The following is a 23,393-nucleotide window of genomic DNA, read 5'->3' as shown; positions in this document are numbered from 1 at the left end:
TGAACTCGCGACCTTCCGACTGCTGAGGTGCTTGATGGGATGCCTTTGTAGCCACAGACCTCCCGTCTCAACTGCTGAGTAGCTTCCGCGTACGTTAGCGGAACAACTAGACCGAAGTTACGCAGGTTGAGACGCCGGAATGGGAAATCGTAGTCCCCCTCTCAAAGGCTGGGAGACTATTTGGTGTCAAGTTCCCGTGGCTGTCGGTGTCTGTGGTGCAGGGCGTAGCTGTCAAACACCTCCGACGACGTCGTTTCTGGATGGCCGAACTTGCCGCGGAGTACCTCTGCGAGATCGTCCAGCGCTGCATGAAGTATCCGTCCGGCAAACCGTAGTTCCGGGTTTTCACTGAGCTTGGCCTCAGACGCCAACTGGTAGGCGTAGGCAACGGTAGCCGGCAGGGAACCCTCTTCTCGACTTCGCGGAAGTAGTAAGTTTCATGGAACGACAGCAAATCTATGCTGACGGAAGCCACGTTTTGGGCCAGTGATTCGAGACTTGCTGGTGGAGGCTAGCAGCATTGGCGTCTGGGCGGTCATCGGGCGCCCGGAGTCGTCGGCGCGTCCAAATGCTGCGGAGTGCACCTGGACACCGTCCCGGACGACGGCGATCGCGGCGCCCGGCGATCAGTTGGCGGTCGCGCAATCTCTTCTTCTCCCGGTTTGGGTGCCCCGCCGGTGAAGATCGTGAACATATCAGAAATAGCTACGAATGTTCACTATCTTCACCATTTGTTTCTCATGCCTGTTATGGTGAATATATGGAACATCCGGCTGAAACTCCGTTCTTCCGTGCCATGGATTCGAAATCCTTTGGCGCTTCGGTCCGTAGCGCCCGTCAGGAGCGGAAGCTGACGCAGAGCGGCTTGGCCGAGCTCATCAACGCGAGCCGTCACACCATCGTCCGCCTGGAACAGGGCGAGAATGTTTCTTTGGAGACGGCCATCGCGGCGGTGCGGGCCCTTGAGCGGGACATTGCCCTTATTCCGCGGTTTTCACGTTTGGACGTCAAGCAGTGAGGCGGAATGAGCGGCTGGCCGTCTGGCTGCATGGCCGGCGGATTGCCTGGCTCACGGGAACGTCGTTGCGTCCGCGGCTTGGATACCTCCCGGACCTTGTAGCTGAGTACGGTGCCGGCGCTGCCCTGCTCTCGTTGTCCTTGCCGTTGCAGTCCAAAGCCATCAACGGTCCGGCAGTGCTGAACTTCTTCGATGGACTCCTCCCGGAAGGTCAGGTTCGTGCGCACCTGGCCGACCTGCACGGCGTTGCTTCCACGGACATCAAAGCGTTGCTCGCGGCGGTGGGCGCTGACTGTGCCGGCGCCGTGCAGGTCCTTCCCGACGGCGTGGATCCCGAGGAGGGGGGAGAACTGCTGCCGATGACCGAGCAGGAAGTCGTGGCCGCCGTCGAGTCCCTCCCCACTTGGGACCTCCCTGAGGACTTCGCCATCACCACGTCCCTTGGCGGTGTCCAGTCCAAGGTCCTGTTGTCCAGCAGCTTGTCGTCAGGCGACAGTGGCTGGTATTGGCCGGCCCGGGGCGCCGCCTCCACGCACATCATCAAACCCGACCCGCTTGATTCACCGATTCCGGACTTGCTGGCGGCCGAACATTGGGCGCTTGAGCTGGCCAGGGCGGCAGGCCTTCGTGCGGCACGGACACGGATGGAGACGTTCGGCACCCGGGATGCCCTGGTAGTGGAACGCTATGACCGAACCGAGGACCACAAGCGGATTCATCAGGAAGACTTCACGCAGGTTCTGGGGATTGCGTCTGCGGCAAAGTACGATCAGTCGACCGCGGCACCGTCACGCCTCGCGCAAGTGGCTGCGGTCGCGTCGCCGCACAGCCGAAATGCTGCGGCTTTCAAGAGTGAGTTGTTGAAGGCTGTGGCTTTCAATGTCCTTATCGGCAACGGCGACGCCCATTCCAAGAACTACTCGGTGCTTATCCGGGAAACGGGCGAGGTGCAGTTAGCGCCCCTGTATGACGTCGCGCCAACGCTGCTGCTCTATGCGCGCAGCTCCAATGCAGGGCATTCAGTGGCCGGTCAGGCCCGGCTGAACTACATCACCCTGGACCATCTTGTGAGGGAGGCTGGCAGTTGGGGGATGGACGTCGAGGAAGCCCGCTCCGGCGTGACGGGCATCCTCGTTGCGGCGGCGGAGGCTCATGCGTCCGTTCCCCAGCGCCTCGCGCACCTGCCCGCCCTCGTGGCTGCTCGTGCAGAAGATCTCATTGCCGGAAGCACGGCGCGCAGGCAGCTGTAACCGGTCCAGGTGCCGCCGTCGGTCGCCTCAGGTGTACATGAGGGAGCCGGGCGTGGTGAGCTTTTCGCCGGTTTCCAGCCAGGTTTTGAGGCCGGAGAGGATCATCGGCCAGCCGCCGTAGAGCTGTTCGTTGGCGCCTTCGCGGAGCTGGTCGTGGGTGACGGTGAGGTGGCAGGAATCGCCCACCGGTTCGATTTCCCAGGTGATGCGTGAGGTGCCTTCGGCCTTCACGTCCTCGCCCCACAGGGCGCGCATGGTCTGGACCAGGCGGCGCGGGGGAACAACTTCAATGTTTTCGCCCTCGCCCAGGAGCGCTCCGTCCGCCTTCGGGTTGCCCATTTCGAAGCGGCTGCCCGTGGTCCAGTCCGATTTGATGCTGTTGCCGAACTGGTACTTGCTGCGGATCTCGCTGTCCGTAATGGCTTCCCAGAGCCGCTCCGGAGTGGTCTTGATATAGATTTCGAAGATCTTTTCCATGGGACTTTCCAATCTGGTTTTGAGGTCGCTGAGGGCAGCGGCCCATGGTTGTGCATATTTGCTGACCCAGCGGTCGTGGACCAGGCGGATGGGCACCGGATTGAGGAAATGGAGTTTCTCGCGGCCCCGACGGCGGGTGACCACCAGGCCGGCTTCCTCCAGCAGCTTGAGGTGCTTCATGACCCCATAGCGGGTCATCTCGAAGTGCGCCTCGAGCGCGTGAAGGGTCTGCCCGTCTTCCCGGAAGAGCTCATCGAGCAGGTCCCGGCGGGTGGGGTCGGCGAGGGCCTTGAATACGGCGTCCACGGCTCAAGAATAGGTGACCATTTAGTCACATGTCAACGGGTTTTAGAAGTCGTTTCCCATAAGCACATGACTCGGGAAATGCGTGTCAGTGGGCGGGCGCAGGTGGGACGATGAATCCGTGGACCAATTCTTTGACTTCCTTCGCCACTACTGGTGGCTCGTCTTCCCTCTCGGCGGAATGGCCGGAGGGTGGGCAAGGCAGTGCTCCAAGGCCAGCGAACGCCGGCACCGTCGCCGTCTGGAGCTGTACAAGCTCAAGAACCAGGCGGTCCAGGCGGAACAAGCCAGCCAGGCCCAGGTCGCCGCCCTGGTGGCAGCGCATGATGCCGTGAACCGGCGGTGGCTGGACTACGAGCTCGACGTGGGGAAACTTATCGATTTCCCGGTCATGACGGATGTGCGCGAACCCCTGACGGTCGCCTTCCTCCGGGCCAAGCGGGAGGCCGACGGTTTGCGGCCGGCCAAGCCGGAGGAGATTACGACGGCCGCCCGGCTGACGGAATACCGGGCGGCCGTGCACAGCTTCCGAGCTGGCGTTCGACGTCGCCGAGCGGGAAGCCAAGCGGACCAAGGACAGCAACTTCACGGGGCCCGAACGCCAGCGGCTGGCAACGGCCAGGAAGCTGCTCAACATCGCCTCCGACAACGCGGCGACACCTGCCGAACGGCAGACCGCATACAAGCGCGCCCGGCGGGAACTGGACGGTCTCATCGTCCTGCCCGAGGCCACGGTAGCGGCGCTGGAAGTAAAGATTGCCGGCGAACTGAACGCACCACACGCCCCGGAATAAGGGAGAGTACGACGGCGGTACCAGGGTTGGGAGCGGGCGCCATTCGACTGACCTGCGCCCAGGTAGTAACTAACCATTGACTACGGGTTCCAGCGGTCTAACATGAGGCGCATCAGGACATTTCAAGGAGGAGATGTGTGATGTCACGCGCCGAAGTAGAGCAGCTTGACGACCGCGGAATGGCGGCCTGGGACCAGCACGATACGGCGGCGTTCGCCGACCTGCTGGCCGATGATTTCACTTTTACGGACGTGATGGCCCCCGAGCCGTTCCGCACGCGGGAGCAGGTCCGGGCCTACATGGACACCTGGTTCATGGCGTTTCCGGATATGCGCATCCGGGCCACCCGGCGGGTGATCAGTGATGACGAGGTGGCGGCGGAAGTGGAGTTCACCGGCACGAACACCGGGCCGGTGCGGATGGGGGACCAGGAAATTCCGGCCACTGGCAAATCCGTAGTGGGAACAGGAACCTATTTCGCCTCCGTCACCGACGGAAAGATCACCTCGTTCCGCGCCCACCCGGATGTTGCCGCACTGATGGGGCAGCTTGGGCTGATGCCCGGGATGTGACCGGGGCACGAGGCTGGCCAGCGCCGGCGCCCAGGGGGTGGTGAGCCTTTCGCCGGTTTGGGGCGAGCTCGACTCGCCGCACGCCCCGGAGTAGGTCCGTGACCCAAGGCAACGATGCACCAGACTTAGGGGCGTGACGAACAAACCCCGTCCCGGCCTCGCGATCGCTGCGCTCAGCCTCGGCACCTCCCTGAACCCGCTGAACTCGTCCATGATCGCCGTCGCGCTGGTGGTCCTGCGGGAGGATTTCGCGCTCGACGTCGCCACCGTCACTTGGGTGATCACCTCGTTCTACCTCGCGTCCGCAGCCGGGCAGCCGCTCATGGGCAGGCTCGCGGACCGCTTCGGGCCGCGCCGCCTGTTCACGTTCGGAATGGCCCTGGTGGCGGTGACGTGTGCGCTGGCTCCGTTTGCGCCCAACTTCGCGCTGGTTTGCGTGGCCCGCGCGCTCATGGCCGTGGGGACCGCGACGGCGTACCCGTCCGCCGTCGTGATGGTCACCGAACTGAGCCGCCTGGCGAAGCTGCCCTCCACCCGCCCGCTGGGCCGGATCCAGATGGCGAACACGTCGGCGGCCGCGGTGGGACCCGTCGTCGGCGGATTGCTGGTGAGCCTGCTGGGCTGGCAGGCGCTGTTCGCCGTCAACGTGCCGCTCGCGCTGCTGGCGCTGATTGTGGTGCACCGGGCGGCGCCGGCCGATGCCGGCCGCGAAACCGGGAAGCTCTCAACCCTGATCCGTGACTCCGACATCCCCGGCATCCTGGCCTTCGTCGCCTCGCTGATGCTCGCGATGATGGCGCTGCTGAACGTGATGCCGGGATACCGCTGGTGGCTCCTCGGCGCCGCAACCGTCATTGCCGCGCTGTTCGCGTGGCGGGAGCTGCGCTTCCGCCCGCCGTTCCTCGACTTGCGGCTGCTGGGCCGGAACCGGCCGCTGCTGCTGGTGTATCTCGTGTTCGTCGTCTTCAGCGGCGTCTACTACTTTGCGTTCTTCGGCCTGCCGCAGCTGCTGCAGGAGGCAGGACATTACGACGCCGGACTGGTGGGCTTGCTGATGCTGCCCCTGGCGGCGATGTCCGTGCTGGTCACCCCGGTGACGGTACGGCTGATTGAGCGGTTCGGCGTGCGTTCGGTGTTGATCGCCGGTGCGCTGATCCTGCTGGTTGCCTCGGGCGGACTGGGGGCGTTGACGGTGTCCCTGTGGCCGCCCTTGGTGTTTGTGCTGACCGCATTGATGGGTGTGCCTTACGGGGTGGTGAGCACGGCGTCGAACCAGGGCCTGTACGTGTCCGCCCGGCCGGAGGAGAGGGGAGTGGCGGCCGGCATTTTCCAGACCTGCCGCTACCTTGGCGCCATCACAGCAACGGTACTGATCGGTGTGCTGTACGGGCCCGGGGTGAACCAGTCGAACTGGGGACTGATGGTTCTGGTGATGCTGGGGCTGGGCGCCGTGGTGCTGGCGTTGGCGGTGGCGTGGCAGCGGAAGGGCGCTTAGCTGCAGCTTCGAAAAGCTGCCGCCCGGCCGCGAACTCCAAGCCAGGGAGCCTAGCCCTTAACCTCGTACGCCTTGGGCAGCTTCAGGCCGCGTTCCTCCATGAGGGTGCGCAGGCGGGTGGGGTAATCGGTGATGATGCCGTCCACGCCGAGGGCCATCAGGCGCTCCATGTCCGCGGTGGTGTTCACGGTCCACGGGATGACGGGCAGGCCCAGTTCGTGGGCTTCGGCGATCATCGCGGGGGTGACGGAGCGGAACGTGGGGGAGACGACGTCGTACCCCTGCGCGGCCGCTGCCTTGGGGAGGGAACCATCGTAGTCGTCGATGTCGATGCCGCCTAGATTGGGGCTCGCGCCGGGCTGGCCCACGCCCATCCAGGCGTCGCCGCTGGAGAGCGCCACCAGCGGGAGTTCGGGCGCGATCTCGTTGGTGAGGTTCAGCGAGGACCAGTCGAAGGACTGCAGGGTGGTCCGGTCCGCCATGCCGGAGGCCTCGATCTCGGCCACCACGGCCTTGGTGAGCGCTTCCATCCCGGCGCCGCCCACCTCGCTGTTCTCCACCTTGGTCTCCACGTTGAAGCGGACCTTGGCGGCGTCGGTGTCGCGGACCAGCTGGTAGACGTCCTTGAGCTCGGCGATCCGGTTGCCCTCGATGACGTCCTGCGCCGGGTAGCCGGGCAGCTGCACGAAGCCGCAGTTGAGCGTCTTGACCTGCGCGAGTGACAGCCCGGCCACCCGGTCGCCCACGTAGGGGAACTCAGGGTCATTGGCGGTGGCGGGTGCGGTGTCCACGCACTTGTTGGCCTGGATGGTGTCGTCGTGCCACACGATGACCTTGCCGTCCTCGGTCAGGTGCGTGTCCAGCTCCAGGGTGCTCACGCCCAGGGCCAGGGAGTTCGCGAACGCTGCCAGGGACTCCTCGGTCCATTCGCCGCGGCCGCCGCGGTGGCTCTGCAGATCGAAGGAGCCGTTGCGCTCGTTCACCTTGATCGCGGACGTGGCGGTTCCGGCAGCGTTCGACGACGGCGTGCCGGCTTCGTTCTCCGGGGCGGCGACGCCGGGGCTCGCCAGGGCGGCGATCAGTGCGGCGGCTGCCGCTGCAGTCAGGACTGGGCGCATGAGTGGTTTCCTCCTGGGGTGACGGGGACCGGCAGATGGCCGGTGACCCATCCACGCTAGGGAGGGCAGGTGGCGCGCGTGGGGCCTTGAGTTGGAGGGGAGGTTAACGCGGAGCGGAGGTTACACGGGGTTGTTCGGCCGGCTGTCCGCCGCAATAGACTCGGAGCATGCCAATCTCGCGCCTTGACCTAGGTATCCACACTCAGCCGTCCGCCCTCGAGCATCTCGGGGCCGATCTGTGAGCGGCGGTCTCGTCGCCCTGCTCGACGACGTCGCAGCCCTGGCCCGCATAGCCGCCGCCTCGGTGGACGACGTCGCGGCCGGAGCCGCCAAAGCGGGGGTCAAGGCCGCCGGCGTGGTCATCGACGACGCCGCCGTCACCCCGCAGTACGTGTCCGGCGCGGACCCGTCCCGCGAACTGCCGATGATCAAGAAAATCTTCTGGGGCTCGCTCCGAAACAAGCTGTTGATCATCCTGCCGGCACTGCTGCTCATCAGCGCCTTCGTCCCATGGGCCATCCCGTTCATCCTCATGGCGGGCGGCACGTACCTCTGCTACGAGGGCGCCGAGAAGGTCTGGCACAAGCTCCGCGGCCACCACACCGCGGAGGAAGACGCGCCGGCGGTTGAACGCGGTCCGGAGGCCGAGGCCAAAGTCATCAAGGGCGCCATCACTACCGACTTCATCCTCTCCTGCGAGATCATGGTCATCTCCATGAACGAGGTGGCCCAGGATTCCTTGTTGTCCCGGGCGATTATCCTGGTGGTCGTGGCCCTGGTGATCACGGTGGCCGTCTACGGGGCCGTCGCACTCATCGTCAAGATGGACGACATCGGGATGCACCTGGCCGCCAAAGATTCCGCCGGCTCCCAGCGCACCGGTGAGCTGCTCGTCAAGGGGATGCCCGCCGTGCTGGCCGGGATAACCTTTATCGGGACAATCGCCATGCTCTGGGTGGGTGGCCACATCATGCTGCAGGGTGCACACGACCTCGGCTGGCACGCACCCTATGACCTGGTCCATGTCCTCGAGCACCCCTTCGCCGGGATCGCTGTTGTGGGCGGCTTCCTGGCCTGGCTCGTCAATACCTTGTGCTCGGCCGTCATCGGACTCGCTTGGGGCCTCGTCGTGATGGCGATCGTGCATCCGCTGCTCAACGCGCTGCCGTTCGGCAAAAAGAAGGGCGGGCACGAGGAGGGCGACATCCGCGCCGAACTTGCCGGCTATCGGCCGACGAAACGTGACGAGGATCCGGCCTCCTAGCCAATCGGCGGCGCGGCGCCCGGTCCGTCGAACAACGCGCTGGTGCTGCTCTGGGGCACCACGACGTGGACGGCGTTGCGCTGGACGGTGAAGTCGGTTGGCGTGGTGGTCGCGATCTCGCCGTCGAGGTTCACCGGCAGCGGCTGGTCGGTGACCAGCCGGACACGTCTGGTGGTCAGGTGGTACACCCGGTCGTGTTTGATGAAGCTTCCGTCCTTGAGCAACCGCGCGATACTCACATGCTCCCGGAGCGGTCCCGCCAGGATGGCGTAGATGTCGAGGGTGTGGTCGTCGATCCCTGCCGTGGGGGAGACCGTGTTGCCGCCGCCGTAATGCCGGCCATTGCCGACGGCCACCTGAAGCAGGCTGTCGAGTTCCATCGGCTCGTGGTCCCCGTCGGGGAACTCGAGACGGGCCCGGAACGCCTTGTGCCGGGCATAAGCCGTTAGCGTGGCGATGCTGTAGGCCAATGGCCCGATGTACCGCTTCAGGCGGGGGCTGAGAGCTTCGGTGACAGCCACCGACAGGCCCACGGACGCGACGTTGAGGAAGGGCTCACCGTTGGCCCGGCCGAGGTCGATGTCCACTACTTTCCCGTCGGCGATGGTGGCGCAGGCCTCGGCAAGGTTGTTGGGTATCTCCAGCGTACGGGCGAAGTCGTTGGCGGTGCCCAGCGGAAGAACGCCGAGCACAACGTTGGTGCCGGCAACCCGGCCGGCGGCGTAGGACACAGTCCCGTCGCCGCCGCCGACAACCACCAGGTCGTGCCCGTCCGCAAGCACCCGATCAAGCGTCCCGGCCAGGTCTGCCCCCGAGTGCACATGGTGCACGGCGGAGACCGGCACGCCTGCCTTTCGCATCGTGTCCACGGCAAGTTCGTGTGCCGCCCCTCGGCGTGATCCGGCGTTGATCACCACGGCGGCAGAGCGTGCGTCCCGGGCAGATTTCATGTGGGCCATGTTAGGCGCCGGACCTGTGCGTTTCCTATGGTGCCGGCGGAGGAGTACGACGGCGGCGACTGAGTTCCAGCCGAAGGAACCTGCTTGTGGGGGAACCCAAGGTACCGCGGCACCTTTATTCTGTGAACGGAGCGGGGGCCGGGAAGCGGCAGGGGACGGAGCCTGGCAAAGAGGAAATCGAGGGCCATCGCTGCCACAACGGCCGGCGGCAGCGGAAGGTTCTCGTAGACCGACTTCACGCGTCCCAGGATGCATAGAGAACTGCCGTCGGCTGCCATGGGTTCAGGGTACGCCGGGTGAGCCGGGCGGCCCCGTGGTGTGGCCGCCTCGTTGTGCAGTTACTCGGTGACTGCCGCCGGAACATGGCCGCCCTGGCGCGGAGCAGGAGTGCTGCGGCGGCGCCAGTAGGCGGCCAGCACGGCACCGGAAACGTTGTGCCAGACGGAGAAGATAGCGCCGGGGAGGGCCGCTTCAGGAGTCAGGTACTGCCGTGCCAGCCCCGCTGCCAGGCCGGAATTCTGCATGCCGACCTCGATCGCTGTGGTGCGCCTGGAAGGAATCGGCAGCCTGAACAGACGGGCCGCGCCGTATCCGAGGGCGTATCCGAGGGCGTTGTGCAGGATCACGGCTGCGAGGACCAGCAGGCCGGCGGAGAAGATGGCCTTTGCACTCCCTGAAACTACCGCGATCACCACGATGGTGATGGCAATGACCGAAATCCACGGAAGGGCGGGCAGTGCCTTGTTGACGAGCCGGGGCAGGAAGAGCCGGATCACAAGTCCCAGCAGTACGGGGAGCAGCACGATCTGGACAATGGACCACGCCATGGAGCCGGCGTTCACCGGCATGTACTGGCCGGCCAGCCAGAGTGCCAGCACAGGGGTCAGCAGCGGAGCAATGAGGGTAGAAACAGTGGTCATTGCCACGGACAGGGCGACGTCGCCCTTTGCCAGGTAGGACACCACGTTGGAGGCAGTGCCGCCGGGGCAGCAGCCCACCAGGATGACGCCGGCGGCCAGCGCCGGCGGCAGGTACAGTGCCATGGCGATCAGCAAGCCGAGGAACGGCATGATGGCGTACTGCGCCACCACGCCGATCACCACCGGAACGGGGCGCTTCGCAATGATGGCGAAGTCAGGCGGCGTGAGCGTAAGGCCCATGCCGAACATGATTATTCCCAGCAGCGGGTTGATCCACGGCGCCAGCCCGGTAAAGGCGTCCGGGGCGGCAAGCGCCACGGCGCCTCCGGCCAGGATCAGCAGGGGAAACAGGGTGACGGCCACGCGGGCGCTGCGTTCTTCGGCAGCGGAAGCCGTAGTTGAGGGTGCGGATGATGAAGACATGCCTACCTGAGTATCACAATGAGAGTTCTGTTTCGGAATCAGCCGGGTTGATGACGGGGAAAAGTGCTGGTCAGCAGCTCTGTACTGTGCGGGGTGCCTTGCCGGATGGAGCCGGGGAAGGACCAAATCGACGACGGCGGCACCCGCGTGAGTGCCGCCGTCGCCCGTTACCCCGACGAGTGGTTACGTGCCTGTCCCCTTCCCGTGGCTTACCCGTTGGTGACCGTTTACCCGGCCCTGTGAGGGTGGATGCGCCGGCTAGAACGGCCGGCAGCATTCACTCGACCCGGAGGATCTTCGTGTACTTGATTGCCAGACCGTCCAAGCTCCATCCTGCCCGGCCGTTGGCCTTGACCGCCGGCACCCTGGCCGTCATTGCCGCGGCCTCCCTTCTGAACGCTTCCACCGGCAACGCCGCCGAGCCCAGCGACTGGGCCGACTCGGCCTACCGCGGCAGCGTCAATGTAGTGGCGGGGCCTGACGAGAACCAGCAGGTGATAGACGGCGTCGCCTTTGTGGACGCGGACCAGGACTCCGTGCAGGACGGCAACGAGCGCGGTCTGACCGGGGTGACCCTATCAAACGGGCGTGACGTCACGAAGACCGACAGCCAGGGCCGCTACGAGCTGCCGGCGTTCGACAACATGACCGTGTCCGTGACCCAGCCCCGCGGCTACCAGGTTCCGGTGGATGCGGACAACGTGGCCCAGTTCTTCTACCACCACCTGCCCGCGGGTTCCCCGGAGCTGAAGTTCGGGGGCATCGAGCCCACCGGACCGCTGCCGGACCAGGTGAACTTCCCGCTGGCCAAGAGCGGCCTGACTCAATCGCCTGAGCAGCACTGCGTCATCGGCGGCGACGTCCAGACCTACGACCAGGACGAGGTGGAATACGCCCGTACCGGCGCCTTCGCCGACCTGGCCGCGCGCACGGACTACGCTGGCTGCGGCGCCTTGTTCATCGGCGACGTGGTGGGCGATGACCTCTCGTTGTACCCGCAGACCCGTGAGCTGTCAGGCATGCTGAACGGCCCGGCCCGTTTCCTGCCCGGCAACCACGACCTTGATTTCGACGCCACCAGCAGCGAGCACACGTTCGACACGTTCAAGGCCCAGCTCGGTCCGGAATACTACTCCTACGACGCCGGCAAGGCCCACGTCGTCGCCCTGAACACTGTGGAATTCCCCACCAAGCTTCCGGCAGCCAAGGGCGACTACACCGGTTCGCTGGATGAGCAGCAGCTTGAATGGCTCCGCAATGACATCGCCCAGGTGCCGAAGAACCAGTTGATCGTCCTGGCCGCCCACATCCCGCTGCTGGACTACGCCGACCAGGGCAGCAGCAAGCACCAGGTGGAGCAGGTCAAGGAGGTCTACAAGATCCTCGAAGGCCGCGAAGTGGTCGCACTGGGCGGACACACCCACAGCATCGAGAACCTCCGCGAAGGCGACTCGCTGGCGGGCTGGTCCGAGCTGTTCGGCATCGACGCCCTGCCGTTCACCCACATCACCGCCGGCGCCATCTCCGGCGACTGGTACTCCGGACGCCAGACCGCCGAAGGCTACCCGCTCGCATACCAGCGCGACGGCGGCCTGCCGGGCGTGCTGACGCTGGACATCAAGAACACCGAGTTCCAGGAGCGCTTCACCGTCCGCGGCGAGGACGAATCACTGCAGATGTCACTGGGCCTGAACACGCCGCGCTACCGCGACTGGTACGCCCAGAACCTAGCCAAGAAGGGCAGCGCCCCCGCATTCGCCGACCCGCTGACGGTCTCCCGCGACGACCTAGCCAACAGCACCTGGCTGACCACCAACTTCTGGATGGGCAGCACCGGATCCACGGTGAAGGTACAGCTCGACGGCGGCGAGACGGTTGAGGCGGTCCGCACGCAGCAGATGCAGGGCGAAGGCCAGCTGGTCGGCGCTGAATACTCCGACCCGGTTGCTGTTCAGGAGCAGCTGGTCAACGGCGGAAGCCTGGCCGACCGCATGATGCACCTGTGGCGGCTGGAAGTACCCAACGACCTCGCCGCGGGCGAGCACACCGCAACTGTCACCGCCACGGACGTGTACGGCCGGATCTTCACGGAGACCCTGACGTTCCAGGTTGCTGGCTAACGACTCTCAGCAGTTCCGCTGCTTGGCGGACAGGGAAAGGCCCTGGCACGAGGATTGAACTGCTCCCCGAAATTTGGACTGAAAATTCAGTTCTAACTTACGGGGAGCAGTTTCATGTTAAGGGCAGTTCGTTGTCTGAGGAGTAGCGCGAAGCCGCGGTGGCGCTGTTTGTGACCGGGGTGGGGTCCAGGGCCCTAGCGATCCGGTCACGCCAGCCAGCGCCACCAGCGTGACCGCTCCGGTTCCGGCGTCGGCTCCGGCTCCGGCTCCTCGCCCAAGGCCAGCGCTGCCTCGACGATGTCGTCCGCGGTGAGCGTCATGACGGCCTCACGATCGAGCGCGTCGAGACTTTGTTCCTCGTCGAGCGACAGCCGCAGCGCCTGGCGGTTGATCGCCTGCTCGAACAGCGTGCGGGCGAACCGGGCGTTGCCGGAGTCCTCGCCCGCGTGAAGTCCGGTAAAGATGCGGCGCAGCACCTGGTCCGCACCCGGCTCCAGCATGTACTCGTGCTGGGCCAGCATCTGGTGGAAGATCGTCTGGAGTGCGTCGACGGAGTAGTCGGGGAACGTGATCTCGCGGGCGAACCGGGAGCGCAGTCCGGGGTTCGAGAGCAAGAAGGACTCCATCAGCCGCGGGTACCCGGCCACGATCACGACCAGGCGGTGGCGGTGGTCCTCCATCCGCTTGAGCAGGACCTCGATCGCCTCGGGGCCGAAGTCCATCCGGCCGTCCTCCGGGGCCAGCGCGTAGGCCTCGTCGATGAACAGGACGCCGTCCAGCGCACGCCGGATCACCCGGTCCGTCTTAATGGCGGTCGCGCCGACGTACTGCCCCACCAGGCCCGAACGGTCGACCTCGACCAGGTGGCCTTTCTGCAGCAGACCGACCGCGCGGTACATCTCGGCCAGGAGCCGCGCCACGGTGGTCTTGCCCGTGCCCGGGTTTCCGAGGAACACCAGATGCTGTGATGTGGCCACCTCCGGCAGGCCATGCGTCTTACGGCGGGCCTGGACCTGAAGCAGTGCGACGAGGGCCCGCACCTGTTCCTTCACGGTCTCCAGCCCGACCAGGGCGTCGAGCTCGGCCTGCAGCTCGGACAGCGGCCGGGCCGGCCCGGGCCTCCCACCGATGAGATCGCCGACCAGATCATCAACGCGCTCCGAACCGTGCAGCCTGAGCTGATCGGTCAGATGGCCGACGGTTTCGCGCAGGTCGTCAAGCGGATTGCGGCTGGCAGCCATGCATCCACTGTAGTACTCGATTCCCCACCGGGATGGGGTTGGCCTCACCAGTATCAACTCCCTTTTGGTCGTAGTACTCATGCAGGCACTGGCCGTGCTTTCGGTGTTGACTACGGCACCAAGGATGAGGCAGAAGTTGCAGGCCGGGAAGCGGCCCAGGCCGACAAGGTAGAGCACGTCATCAAGGCCAGGACGGCCAGATCGGCTCCAAGAATAGCTACGGCAATGATCCCGGGAACAGTTCAAATGTGCCGGGGCTTTTCGCTGTCCGAAGCCATGATGCCTCCGGGGCCTTAGCGAGGTACGACGGCGGCGCCAGGCTCCTAGCCCTTATCCGCGCCGTCTCCGGTGTCCTCCCACATGACATCCAGATTGTGGAAGATCACGGGTCCGTCGCACAGTTCCGCCATTTTGGCAGCGAACTCCGCCGTTTCCGGCCGGCCGGAGTTCTCCATCGCCGACTCAAAGGATTCGAAGTCGACGATGGTGAAGTAGGTGCCCGGGTGGTCCCTGTCCGCCGTGGCAACAATCCGGCGGAACGTGGCCGGAGCGCTCCCCTCGGTTCTTGAGGGACGGCCCAGTTCTTCAATCTCCTTGATACGGGACGTCTTGAATTCGATGATCTGCACAAACCCGGCCATGACGGCTCCTTGACGGCGGTGGACGTTGATGCGGATCAGACTAGTCCCCGCATCGGATGGCGAACAGCCGCCTTGCGTAAACGTGAGCCTTCCCACGTTATTTTGAGTAGCTCACGATAAGACGTAAAGTTAGGTACAGGCCATCGTAGCCCTCGAGTGCCGCACCGGTGAACATACCCGGGCCAGCGGGGCAAGCGACACAACGCGCAACCGCCCTCCTGCTTGAGCGGCACAAGAACCCGAATGGCCCTCATCCTGAAACGCCAAGGAGAACCCATGACATTGCTGACCCAACGCCCCGCAACATCCTCATCCACCACCGAAACCACCCTCAAGACCGCTACCGGGATCACTGTCGCTGACACCGCAGTACGCGGCGGCAGCTACGTGACTCTCCCCGCCGGCAGCGTCCCCGCCGGCGTCGAGGGCAGCTATGTCACCGTCGCCGGTGCCCGAAACCTGCCCCCCAGCACCCGTGGCAGCTATGTCACAGTGGACGGCACTCCCGTTGTTGCCGCCAGCGTCATCGAGGGCAGCTACGTAACGCTTCCGACGGCGGCCTAGGGTCCAGCGCCCTGCGGGGATAGCACCACCGCCGGGCATCAAAGGAGGCCGACGGCGACACTGGGTGTCGTCATCGGCCTCCTTTTTCGTGCCATCCGGGCAGTTAGCCCGCCACTGCCGCCTTCGCCGCCCTCGAGGCCTCCATCCATTCGCTCAGCCATGGGGCCCGGACGCTCGACGTGATGCGGCAGTCGGCCACGAAGGTTCCCTTGGCGCCGGCATCGATCCAATCCGTGAGTGCGGCAAGGTCCGCCAGTGAGTGGATGATCGCCGACTCGGCACCGAGCGCGCGGGCGATGCCGCTGAAGTCCACCTCGGGGATCAGCATGGGCTTTTCGGTCAGACCCTGGGAGCCGTCCTGGTGGATTTCGGCTCCGTAGGCGGCATCGTTGTAGATCACGACGACGGCGCTGCTTGCCGCACCAATGAGCGATTCGAGATCGGACAGGCCCATCAGGAAACCGCCGTCGCCGGAGGCCAGCACCAGGGTGCGGCCGTCGTCCACTGCGCGGGCTGCCCCGACGGCGCTGGCAAGGCCGAGCCCGATGGCCTGGTAGGCGGTCCCCACCATGACCAGGTCCTGGGGCCTGGGGATGCGCCAGTACATGGGTGCCCAGCCGACGAAGTGCCCGCCGTCCTGGACCACCGTGCGGCGCTCCGGCAGCACGGCGTCCAATGCTGTGGCCAGGGAGCGCGGGTCCAGCCGGCCGTCCGGGGTCTCGTCGGAGCCTGGGTGGTGGGCCGGTCCTTCGGCCAGGCGGTTGCGGGCTTCCGCGCGCCAGCCTTCTGCGCGGCTGGGGTCCGGCGAGGCCAGGCCATCCAGCATCCTCAGGATGTGTCCCGCAGCAGACTTCACGTCCGCGCTGACGAACGTATCCACCCGGGGGTGCGTCGGCTGCAGGGCGGCATCGATCTGGATGACGGTGCTGTCCGGGCCGAGCAGGTGCCCGAACCGCATGGTGAAGGGGCTCAGGCTTGCCCCGGCCACGAGGACCACGTCGGCCCCACCCATGAGCCCGGCCGCGGTGTCGGTGCCGAAACCGCCCGCGACGCCCAGGTACCCCTCGCCTTTGAGGAGGTTGAGCGCCAGGGCGGTTCCGGCGGTCAGTGCGCCGAGGCGGTCGGCGAGCTCGCGGAGCTCCGGACCGGCTCCGGCGAGATGCGCACCGCGGCCGGCGAGGATCAGCGGCCGTTTCGCCCCTGCGAGCAGGCGGGCTACCTGCCCAAGGCCGCCGTCGACGTCGTCACTCACCGCCGGTGCCGGCGGCTCGGAAAGCTCTTCGTCCGCTGCCTCGAGTGCCGCGAGGTCGTAGGGGATGGCAATCACGACGGCGGTCCGCTTGGTCAGTGCGTACTCCACTGCCTGCCGCGTGATGGAGCCCGCGGCTTCGCGGGTGACGGTGAAGGTCGCCGCGCCGAGGCCCGCCGCGATTGCCGCCTGGTCCACGTCCTGGGGCCGGGCGCCAGTGCTCGGAGCGTCCCCGGTGACCAGCACGACGGGGATTTGTGCCTGGACCGCCTCCGCGAGGGCGGTGAGTGCATTGGTGTAGCCGGGGCCGTAGGTGGTGGTGCCCGCTGCGAGACGTCCTGACGTTCGGTAGTAGGCGTCGGCCGCGGCGATGGCGGCGCCTTCATGGCGGACGGGGGAGAATCGGAGGCCCAGCTTTTCCGCGGCGTCCAGGAAGTAGACGTTTCCGTTGCCCATAACGCCGAACACATCGCTGAGATAGCTGCTGAGAACCTGTGCCACGCGGCCGGAGACGGTAAGTGAAGTCATGCAGGAATCTTGTGCGCTGGTCAACAGATAGGCAAGAGAGTCGAGTTCGATTGGGATATTTGGCAATAGAAGGCAGCCAGAAGTGAAAATTTGCGCACTTGTGGCGTGCATCACCCGCACTTAGGTCGAAGGGCGGGATTCCTGCTCCGAGAGCCGGCTCAGGAGGCCGTCGTAGCGGGGCGGCATGAGTTCCAGCACGGAAATGGCCGTGCTGGTCCGTTGGATCCCCTCGATTTCCAGGATCTGGTTGGTGATGCGGTAGAGATCGGCCGTACTGCGTGCCACCACCTTGGCCATGAGGTCCGCGTCCCCGGTGGTGGCGTGCACCTCGATGACCTCCGGAATCGCGGCGAGCCCGTCTTCCACCGCACCTGTCCGGGTCTGGCTGATGGACAGTGAGAGGAAAGCCATGAGGTCATAGCCAAGCGCGGCGGGATCCAGTCTCCGGCTGAAGGAGCGGAGGGCGCCGCTGCGCTCGAGCCGTGCCAGCCTGGCGTGGACCGTATTCCGTGCGACGCCGAGCGTCCGCGAGAGTGCCAGGGCGCTGGCTTCCGGGTCCTTGTCTAGGGCCAGGATGATCCTGCCGTCGAGGGAATCCAGAGTGCGAGAGTTCTGGATGGTCATATTTTCACCACAGTCAGTAGAAGTTGAGCAGAAGTCCCAATGCGTTGAGGGTATCTTGCAATGTGGGCAGGGTCACAACCATGATCGGTCCTCATGACCCGTGATCAGCTCCTGACTGCACCGGAAACCGCACTTCCCACCGTTCGCGGCGCGGTGGCCGGCCTCCCGCCCTACGTCCCGGGCCGGCGCAGCGCCGGCATGGACATCGCAGCCCTCGCCAGCAACGAAAGCCACTACGAGCCACTGCCCGCTGCTGCCGCTGCGGTGGCCGAAGCGGCCGGCACCATGAACCGCTACCCTGACTCGGCCGCCGTCGAGCTCCGCGAAAGGATTGCGCGCCACTTCGGCGTCACCGCGGGGGAGATTGCGGTGGGACCGGGCAGCGTCGGCGTCCTCCAGCAGATCATCACCGGACTGTGCGACGCCGGCGATGAGGTGATCTTCGCGTGGCGCTCCTTCGAGGCCTACCCCATCCTGGTTGAGCTGGCAGGCGCGCGGCCGGTCCGCATCCCGCTGGACGGCGCTGAGGGCCACGACCTCGATGCCATGGCGGCAGCCGTCACTGCCCGCACCAAGGTGATCCTGCTCTGCACCCCCAACAATCCGACGGGCGTGCCGATCAGCCACGAACGCATCGAGGCCTTCCTGCGAACTGTCCGCTCCGACATCCTCGTGGTGATCGATGAGGCCTATGTGGAATACGCCGAAGCGGGCAGCGGCCCCGATTCCCTGGCCCTCTACCGCCAGTACCCGAACGTCGGCATCCTGCGCACCTTCTCGAAGGCCTACGGACTCGCCGGCCTGCGCGTGGGATACGCCGTGGCGGCGCCGGCCATCGCCGAGGGACTGCGCCGGACCGCCCTTCCCTTCTCCGTGAGCGCGCTGGCCCAGAAGGCGGCCATCGCTTCGCTGGACGCCGGGGAGGAGATGGAAGCCAGGGTGGCCGAGGTCAAGCAGGAGCGCGGCCGCATGGCCGCGCAGCTCGAAGCCCGGGGCTGGAACCTGCAGCCGAGCCAGGGCAATTTCCTGTGGATCCGTGCGGATGACGATCTCTGCGCGAGGCTGGTGGACGCGTTCGACAGCGCCAGCATCCTGGTCCGGGCGTACCAGGGCGACGGCGTGCGGATCACCGTTGCCGATCCCGCCTCGAACGACCGCGTGCTCCGGCTGCTCGAAGCCCACGCTGCCTGACAAATCGACTGACCTGAAATTCAATCCGTTCCACCTACAAACCAGAGGACTCCCCATGGAACAACAGACAAAGACGTCTGGCCGCGCACTGGGCGCGGCACTCAAACCCCGCCAGCTCACCATGATGGGGCTCGGAAGCGCCATCGGCGCGGGCCTCTTCATCGGCTCCGGCGCCGGCATCCAGGCCGCCGGGCCGGCCGTGCTGATCTCCTACCTCGTGGCCGGCACCCTCATCATCCTGGTGATGTGGGCCCTCGGCGAGATGGCCGCCGCGAATCCGGACAGCGGCGCCTTCTCCGTCTATACCGCCAAGGCCTACGGGCCGGTGGCCGGTGCCACGGTGGGCTGGCTTTGGTGGCTGCAGTTGGTGGTGGTTATCGCGGCCGAAGCGCTCGGTGCGGCGGGTCTGCTGTCCACCATTTTCCCGGCGCTGCCGGTGTGGCTGATGGCCTTCGTGTTCATCGTGGTGCTCACCGCTGTGAACCTCACCAGCGTGAAGAACTTCGGCGAGTTCGAGTTCTGGTTCGCCCTGCTCAAGGTGGCAGCAATCGTCGGGTTCCTCCTGGTGGGCGCGGCCCTGCTCTTCGGCTGGCTGCCGGGCGTGCAGTCGCCGGGCCTGGCCAACTTCACCGGCGCCGGATTCGCACCGAGCGGATTCGCCGGGATTGCCACGGCACTCTTCGTGGTGGCGTTCGCATTCGGCGGCACCGAGATCGTGTCCGTGGCGGCGGCTGAGACCGCGGAGCCAGCCCGCAGCGTGCGGACAGCGGTCCGGACGGTTCTGTGGCGCATCCTGGTCTTCTACATCGGTGCGATCTTCGTGATCGCGGCGGTGGTTCCCGTGGGTTCGGCGGGGCTGAAGAGCCCGTTTGCCGCGGTGCTGGACGCCGCGGGCATGCCCGGTGCGGCCACCGCCATCACGCTGGTGGCCGTCGCAGCACTGCTCTCCGCCCTCAACGCCAACCTTTACGGCGCCTCACGGATGGCGTACTCCCTCGCCGAGCGGGGTGAAGCCCCTCGCCTGCTTGCTTCGGTGTCCAAGGCCCGGGTTCCGGTTGTCGCAGTCCTGGCCAGCGTCGCTTTCGGCGTTTTCACGGTTGTGCTGGAGCTGGCTTTCCCCGAGAAGGTCCTGCCCGTCCTGCTCAACATTGTGGGTTCGACCTGCCTGCTGGTGTGGACGTCCGCGCTCCTTGCCCAGCTCGCGCTGCGACTCCGTGCCGACCGCGAGAGGACGGAACTCCCTCTGCGGATGCCCGGCTTCCCATGGCTCACGGTGGTCGGTCTGGTCATCCTCGCGGCGATCTTCACAGTCGGCTTCATCGGCGAGGATTCCCGCCCCCAGCTCCTGAGCACCTTCGGTCTGGTGGCACTTCTGGCGGTGGCGAACTGGCTGCATCACCGGTCGGGAAAGGTTTCGCCCGTTGTGGAATCTTCGCAGGGTGCCAAGCAGCCGGTGCTCATCGACTGAACCACAGGCATAGCGAACCACTTCGTGGGTTCGCTGCACGCGGAGGGCGCGTCCAGCCTGGCCGGGCGCGCCCTCCAGTCCTGTTTGGACGTTGGGCCCCAGCAGCTGCCGGGTCTCCGGGGTGATCACCGCGGAGATGAGGATGACGCCGGCGGCCCGGTAGGTGCGCACGGTGCGGAGGTAGCCGGCGATGTGGGCGGACTTGGCGCCGGTGCGGCCCAGCATCACGGTGTAGCCGCGTTCCTGGGCTTCCTCCTCGACGCCCTGCATGACCTGGGAGGCGAGGGCGTCGGACACCATGGGGGGCGAGGAGCCCGGTCACGGAGGTGTGTCGGGGCGACATCGCGGATGGTGACCACTGTTCCTCCTCCCTGAGGGTGCCTGCGGGTGCTGGCTTACTTGTGTCTGGCGCGTTACGCAAACGGTTTACCTAAACGGTTTCGTTGCGTTCAGGATCAACAGCAAGGGGTGGGTGGGGGACCGCGTTGCGTTTCGTAAGCAGAAGCAGCTGGAGGCCCAGATTCCTGAGCTTTAGGGCCAGCTTGTTACCGCAGAGCCCTAGGGACTGAGCCTTGTGGAGAAGCACGGGCATTTTTGGATACCACACGAAAGAAATGCGCAGTCGTCCATAGTGCCCGTTTTATTTATCGTCATGCCTGATTGCCGTTTGTCATTATTGGTCTGCTGCATTGAGATAGCATTCAGCTGTGGGACCTCTGGCCCCGAACAAAAAATGGACTGCCGATATCGGACCTGTCGGGCGCGGCCGGTGGTCAGTACTAACTGGCCTAACATGGACATGAGGATGAACGATGCTGGGAAGCGAACCACAGACCTACACGATCGCGGAAATCTTGAAATGGCAGACGGATGGCGAGGTCGATCTCAATCCGAAGTTCCAGCGAGGGAGTGTCTGGTCAACACCAGCGAAGTCCTATCTTATTGATTCCATCCTCAACGGATATCCCGTCCCGAAGTTGCTCTTTCGAACCACCGTTGACAGGGATACACGACGCACGCTGCGGGATGTGGTCGACGGTCAACAGCGCCTACGGACAATCTTTCAATTTGCAGACAGCAAACTGACAATAGGCAGTAAGTCCCCCGCTTTTGAGGGCAAGACTTACAAGACTCTCGAGCCCGAAGAGAAGGATACTTTTCTCAACTACAAGCTCACCTGTGAGCAACTTCTTGGTGCATCCGACGAAGACGTACTTGAGGTCTTCATCCGAATAAACTCCTATACCGTGCCAGTGAACGAAGCGGAACTGCGCAATGCATCTTATGAGAATGCGTTCAGTGAGCTCGTGAAGTCCGTGGTCGAATACTCCTCATATCTTTGGGAGGTGGGGGTAATGAGCGCACGGCAGCGAGTCAGGATGCTGGATCAGTCGTTGGTAGCAGAATTGATCAGCTACTTCGTCGACGGAGTTACTGACGGCGGCGAGGCACGGATCACAAGGTTCTATAAGAAGACGGCGACCTGGAGTGAAAAGGACTTTCCTGCTCGCGCGCTCGTTGAACTCCGGCTTCGAGAAGCGGCACAGCTTTTGGAAGGACTCGAGGGCTCACCACTCGCACAACGCCCGCATTTCTCCATGTTGTTCGCGGCTGTACTCCACACTCATGGCGACTTGCCGCCCGGCAGGCTCTCTTTGGACGGTGTGCAGAATGAGCTGCTGCAAGGAGACACCGAGTCGATTAAATATGGGTTGGGGCAGCTGAACGAGAGTCTGAGTGCTGAAGATATCGAAAGTGCACCGGTCCCATCGTTCGCTGAAGCTAAGACTTCGACTCAACGAATGCGTTCTCGACAAGTTCGCTTCAACCTATTCTGCGAAGCGCTCTCCGGTAGGCTCTCCTGAGCGATGGGCATGCAAGCTGTCTTGAACCGATTCGTTGATGAGACGGACGTAATCGAAGCGTCGTTCCATTCATGCGCCGCTTCGGGCCTTGCCGGTCTGAATACTTTTGCGAGCACCCCGTTGGAAGACGGTTGTCTCGTCGCACTTTGGGACGCTTGGGGTCGTTTTCTTCGAGACGCGGTTCTGACGTCGTGTTCCGGCCCAGTATTGGGGCTTGCTGGAAACCTCTACACTCCAACTGTCCCCGTTAGTGAAGTGCAAGCCCTGGCTTACCTCAAGACACAGGGGCATTGCGGTTCCTACAGCGAGCCCACCTGGCACAGCACGCAAGTTCTAGGATCGGTCATCCGTGCCCTTCAGGTGCCTAACCGGATAACGATCATGAACGGAATCGGCGTGGTTTCCGTTGCCGTTGGCACTGGATCCATTGCAAACCCGCTTCAAGAAATACGCGCGTGTAGGAACTTCGTCGCCCACAAGACGAGCGAGAACGTTGCAAAGTTGCGCCGTTTCGGCGCCCTGGCACATCCAGATCTGAAATCCCACCTGCGGGCTAAGCGTCAGGGGGTCGAGCACTTCATTGATCTTCTCGACGGGTGCCGGGCAGTTGCAGGGGCTGCACTTAATTAGGCCGTCTGGAGCCGATTGATGGTTCGAGCTTGGTCGACTTCGCCCATGACAGGTCGACGAGTGGCGCGCGGAGAGCGACGTGCGCCAGGAGCCTTTGGTAGCCTCTGCGCCGAGGCCGAAACGTTGACATCGAATGGCTCCGTCTCTTCTCTGGTCGTCATGCATTCGCGACGCAGTGGCAGTTCGCGATTGCTCTGCGCTGTTCGTCCGCTAGCCTGGCGCAGTGACTGATTTCATTGGGGGAGTGGCGGCTGAGCATCTGCCCGAAGGCTTGTACGAACTTCTCACCACCGATGCACTTGGCGGACTGCTTAGTCGAGAACGGGGAATCCAGCCAGCCTTCGCGGACATTGAAGACGAAGAGTCCCCAGATATCCTCTCCCGCCACGTGGCCGAGGCCGTCCGGCGGGCCCTCTCCGCAGCCAAACCTACCGACCGCGTCGCCCTCGCGAACAGGCTCCTCCAGGAACTGAACATCACAGACCGCATCGCACCCGGTCCCACACAGCTCCAGTCCCTCCACCGCCCGGACAAGCTTAAACGCCGCAACCTGCGCCGCCCCACCACCAAGCTCAGTGAGGTGTACTACTGATGTGAGACACAGTTTGAAAGGATTGTGCCCATGTCTGCTCGACCAACCTATTCCGATGAGTTCAAGGCTGATGCCGTTGCGCTGGTG

General features: G+C 64.8%; 20 protein-coding genes and 2 pseudogenes. 13 read left to right on the top strand and 9 right to left on the bottom strand.

Annotation, left to right across the window (positions count from 1 at the left end; translation table 11 throughout):
* Positions 1-494: 494 nt before the first annotated feature.
* Positions 495-623, bottom strand: a pseudogene (locus ACX80M_RS18255) (serine hydrolase); the annotation flags it as partial.
* A 137-nt stretch (positions 624-760) separates the two neighbouring features.
* Here ACX80M_RS18255 and ACX80M_RS18250 point away from each other — a divergent pair.
* Together ACX80M_RS18250 and ACX80M_RS18245 are read left to right on the top strand one after the other, a co-directional pair.
* On the top strand, positions 761-1,018 hold the full coding sequence (locus tag ACX80M_RS18250) for a helix-turn-helix transcriptional regulator (RefSeq protein WP_252573733.1): 258 nt from the start codon (positions 761-763) through the stop codon (positions 1,016-1,018).
* Entirely contained in the window at positions 1,015-2,268 is a 1,254-nt protein-coding gene (locus tag ACX80M_RS18245; RefSeq protein ID WP_252608712.1) for a type II toxin-antitoxin system HipA family toxin, read from the top strand. Before ACX80M_RS18250 ends, ACX80M_RS18245 begins: the two co-directional genes overlap by 4 nt.
* 27 nt (positions 2,269-2,295) lie before the next feature.
* Here ACX80M_RS18245 and ACX80M_RS18240 read toward each other — a convergent pair whose 3' ends face one another.
* Positions 2,296-3,051, bottom strand: a complete 756-nt coding sequence (locus ACX80M_RS18240) for an ArsR/SmtB family transcription factor (protein WP_252608709.1) — start codon at positions 3,049-3,051, stop codon at positions 2,296-2,298.
* A 118-nt stretch (positions 3,052-3,169) separates the two neighbouring features.
* Here ACX80M_RS18240 and ACX80M_RS18235 point away from each other — a divergent pair.
* From ACX80M_RS18235 to ACX80M_RS18225, 3 genes and pseudogenes are all read left to right on the top strand, one after another.
* A pseudogene (locus ACX80M_RS18235) lies at positions 3,170-3,842 on the top strand (hypothetical protein).
* A gap of 140 nt (positions 3,843-3,982) precedes the next feature.
* Positions 3,983-4,414: an ester cyclase gene (locus ACX80M_RS18230; protein WP_252608706.1), complete on the top strand. Its 432-nt coding sequence runs from the start codon at positions 3,983-3,985 to the stop codon at positions 4,412-4,414.
* Positions 4,415-4,547: 133 nt separating this feature from the next.
* Entirely contained in the window at positions 4,548-5,909 is a 1,362-nt protein-coding gene (locus ACX80M_RS18225) for an MFS transporter (RefSeq protein ID WP_252599270.1), read from the top strand.
* A gap of 50 nt (positions 5,910-5,959) precedes the next feature.
* On the opposite strand, the gene ACX80M_RS18220 is transcribed toward ACX80M_RS18225, so the two are convergent.
* Positions 5,960-7,027: a glycerophosphodiester phosphodiesterase family protein gene (locus ACX80M_RS18220; RefSeq protein ID WP_252608704.1), complete on the bottom strand. Its 1,068-nt coding sequence runs from the start codon at positions 7,025-7,027 to the stop codon at positions 5,960-5,962.
* Positions 7,028-7,265: 238 nt separating this feature from the next.
* Here ACX80M_RS18220 and ACX80M_RS18215 point away from each other — a divergent pair, with 238 nt between their 5' ends.
* Positions 7,266-8,291, top strand: a complete 1,026-nt coding sequence (locus tag ACX80M_RS18215; RefSeq protein WP_252608701.1) for a DUF808 domain-containing protein — start codon at positions 7,266-7,268, stop codon at positions 8,289-8,291.
* On the opposite strand, the gene ACX80M_RS18210 is transcribed toward ACX80M_RS18215, so the two are convergent.
* Both ACX80M_RS18210 and ACX80M_RS18205 read right to left on the bottom strand, forming a co-directional pair.
* Positions 8,288-9,241, bottom strand: coding sequence for a lipid kinase (locus ACX80M_RS18210; protein WP_252608698.1), 954 nt, complete (start codon positions 9,239-9,241; stop codon positions 8,288-8,290). The genes ACX80M_RS18215 and ACX80M_RS18210 overlap by 4 nt on opposite strands.
* Before the next feature lie 347 nt (positions 9,242-9,588).
* Complete coding sequence (locus tag ACX80M_RS18205) at positions 9,589-10,593, bottom strand: bile acid:sodium symporter family protein (protein ID WP_459310117.1); 1,005 nt, start codon at positions 10,591-10,593, stop codon at positions 9,589-9,591.
* Between the two features lie 299 nt (positions 10,594-10,892).
* On the opposite strand from ACX80M_RS18205, the gene ACX80M_RS18200 reads away from it, so the two are divergent.
* On the top strand, positions 10,893-12,713 hold the full coding sequence (locus ACX80M_RS18200; protein WP_252608692.1) for a calcineurin-like phosphoesterase C-terminal domain-containing protein: 1,821 nt from the start codon (positions 10,893-10,895) through the stop codon (positions 12,711-12,713).
* A gap of 206 nt (positions 12,714-12,919) precedes the next feature.
* On the opposite strand, the gene ACX80M_RS18195 is transcribed toward ACX80M_RS18200, so the two are convergent.
* Positions 12,920-13,954: an AAA family ATPase gene (locus ACX80M_RS18195; RefSeq protein ID WP_252608689.1), complete on the bottom strand. Its 1,035-nt coding sequence runs from the start codon at positions 13,952-13,954 to the stop codon at positions 12,920-12,922.
* 323 nt (positions 13,955-14,277) lie between these two features.
* Entirely contained in the window at positions 14,278-14,595 is a 318-nt protein-coding gene (locus ACX80M_RS18190) for a hypothetical protein (RefSeq protein WP_252608686.1), read from the bottom strand.
* 276 nt (positions 14,596-14,871) lie between these two features.
* Between ACX80M_RS18190 and ACX80M_RS18185 the strand changes: the two genes are divergently transcribed.
* Positions 14,872-15,159: a hypothetical protein gene (locus ACX80M_RS18185; protein WP_252599264.1), complete on the top strand. Its 288-nt coding sequence runs from the start codon at positions 14,872-14,874 to the stop codon at positions 15,157-15,159.
* 103 nt (positions 15,160-15,262) lie between these two features.
* Here ACX80M_RS18185 and ACX80M_RS18180 read toward each other — a convergent pair whose 3' ends face one another.
* Positions 15,263-16,936, bottom strand: coding sequence for a thiamine pyrophosphate-binding protein (locus ACX80M_RS18180; RefSeq protein ID WP_459310116.1), 1,674 nt, complete (start codon positions 16,934-16,936; stop codon positions 15,263-15,265).
* 120 nt (positions 16,937-17,056) lie between these two features.
* Positions 17,057-17,560 carry an Lrp/AsnC family transcriptional regulator gene (locus tag ACX80M_RS18175; RefSeq protein ID WP_252608681.1) on the bottom strand — a complete coding sequence of 168 codons (504 nt, stop codon included), beginning with the start codon at positions 17,558-17,560 and terminating at the stop codon, positions 17,057-17,059.
* Between the two features lie 93 nt (positions 17,561-17,653).
* Between ACX80M_RS18175 and hisC the strand changes: the two genes are divergently transcribed.
* From hisC to ACX80M_RS18150, 5 genes are all read left to right on the top strand, one after another.
* Positions 17,654-18,751, top strand: a complete 1,098-nt coding sequence (gene hisC, locus ACX80M_RS18170; protein WP_252608677.1) for a histidinol-phosphate transaminase — start codon at positions 17,654-17,656, stop codon at positions 18,749-18,751.
* 55 nt (positions 18,752-18,806) lie between these two features.
* The gene (locus ACX80M_RS18165) at positions 18,807-20,219 is read left to right on the top strand and encodes an amino acid permease (protein ID WP_459310115.1); all 1,413 of its coding nucleotides are present in this window, start codon (positions 18,807-18,809) and stop codon (positions 20,217-20,219) included.
* 812 nt (positions 20,220-21,031) lie between these two features.
* Entirely contained in the window at positions 21,032-22,084 is a 1,053-nt protein-coding gene (locus ACX80M_RS18160) for a DUF262 domain-containing protein (RefSeq protein ID WP_459310114.1), read from the top strand.
* A 3-nt stretch (positions 22,085-22,087) separates the two neighbouring features.
* On the top strand, positions 22,088-22,714 hold the full coding sequence (locus ACX80M_RS18155; protein WP_459310113.1) for a hypothetical protein: 627 nt from the start codon (positions 22,088-22,090) through the stop codon (positions 22,712-22,714).
* A 223-nt stretch (positions 22,715-22,937) separates the two neighbouring features.
* A complete protein-coding gene (locus tag ACX80M_RS18150; RefSeq protein ID WP_459310112.1) occupies positions 22,938-23,306 on the top strand; it encodes a hypothetical protein in 369 nt (122 codons plus the stop codon).
* Positions 23,307-23,393: the final 87 nt, after the last annotated feature.

It is taken from the genome of Pseudarthrobacter sp. MDT1-22, from assembly GCF_054511035.1.
This window is presented reverse-complemented; position numbering and strand designations above follow the sequence as displayed.

Bases quoted from the DNA above. Each gene is read 5' to 3' on its own strand.
- ACX80M_RS18250 (WP_252573733.1), top strand. From the start codon at position 761: ATGGAACATCCGGCTGAAACTCCGTTCTTCCGTGCCATGGATTCGAAA.
- ACX80M_RS18230 (WP_252608706.1), top strand. From the start codon at position 3,983: ATGTCACGCGCCGAAGTAGAGCAGCTTGACGACCGCGGAATGGCGGCC.
- ACX80M_RS18220 (WP_252608704.1), bottom strand. From the start codon at position 7,027: ATGCGCCCAGTCCTGACTGCAGCGGCAGCCGCCGCACTGATCGCCGCC.
- ACX80M_RS18210 (WP_252608698.1), bottom strand. From the start codon at position 9,241: ATGAAATCTGCCCGGGACGCACGCTCTGCCGCCGTGGTGATCAACGCC.
- ACX80M_RS18205 (WP_459310117.1), bottom strand. From the start codon at position 10,593: ATGTCTTCATCATCCGCACCCTCAACTACGGCTTCCGCTGCCGAAGAA.
- ACX80M_RS18195 (WP_252608689.1), bottom strand. From the start codon at position 13,954: ATGGCTGCCAGCCGCAATCCGCTTGACGACCTGCGCGAAACCGTCGGC.
- ACX80M_RS18190 (WP_252608686.1), bottom strand. From the start codon at position 14,595: ATGGCCGGGTTTGTGCAGATCATCGAATTCAAGACGTCCCGTATCAAG.
- ACX80M_RS18185 (WP_252599264.1), top strand. From the start codon at position 14,872: ATGACATTGCTGACCCAACGCCCCGCAACATCCTCATCCACCACCGAA.
- ACX80M_RS18180 (WP_459310116.1), bottom strand. From the start codon at position 16,936: ATGACTTCACTTACCGTCTCCGGCCGCGTGGCACAGGTTCTCAGCAGC.
- ACX80M_RS18175 (WP_252608681.1), bottom strand. From the start codon at position 17,560: ATGACCATCCAGAACTCTCGCACTCTGGATTCCCTCGACGGCAGGATC.
- hisC (WP_252608677.1), top strand. From the start codon at position 17,654: ATGACCCGTGATCAGCTCCTGACTGCACCGGAAACCGCACTTCCCACC.
- ACX80M_RS18165 (WP_459310115.1), top strand. From the start codon at position 18,807: ATGGAACAACAGACAAAGACGTCTGGCCGCGCACTGGGCGCGGCACTC.
- ACX80M_RS18160 (WP_459310114.1), top strand. From the start codon at position 21,032: ATGCTGGGAAGCGAACCACAGACCTACACGATCGCGGAAATCTTGAAA.
- ACX80M_RS18155 (WP_459310113.1), top strand. From the start codon at position 22,088: ATGGGCATGCAAGCTGTCTTGAACCGATTCGTTGATGAGACGGACGTA.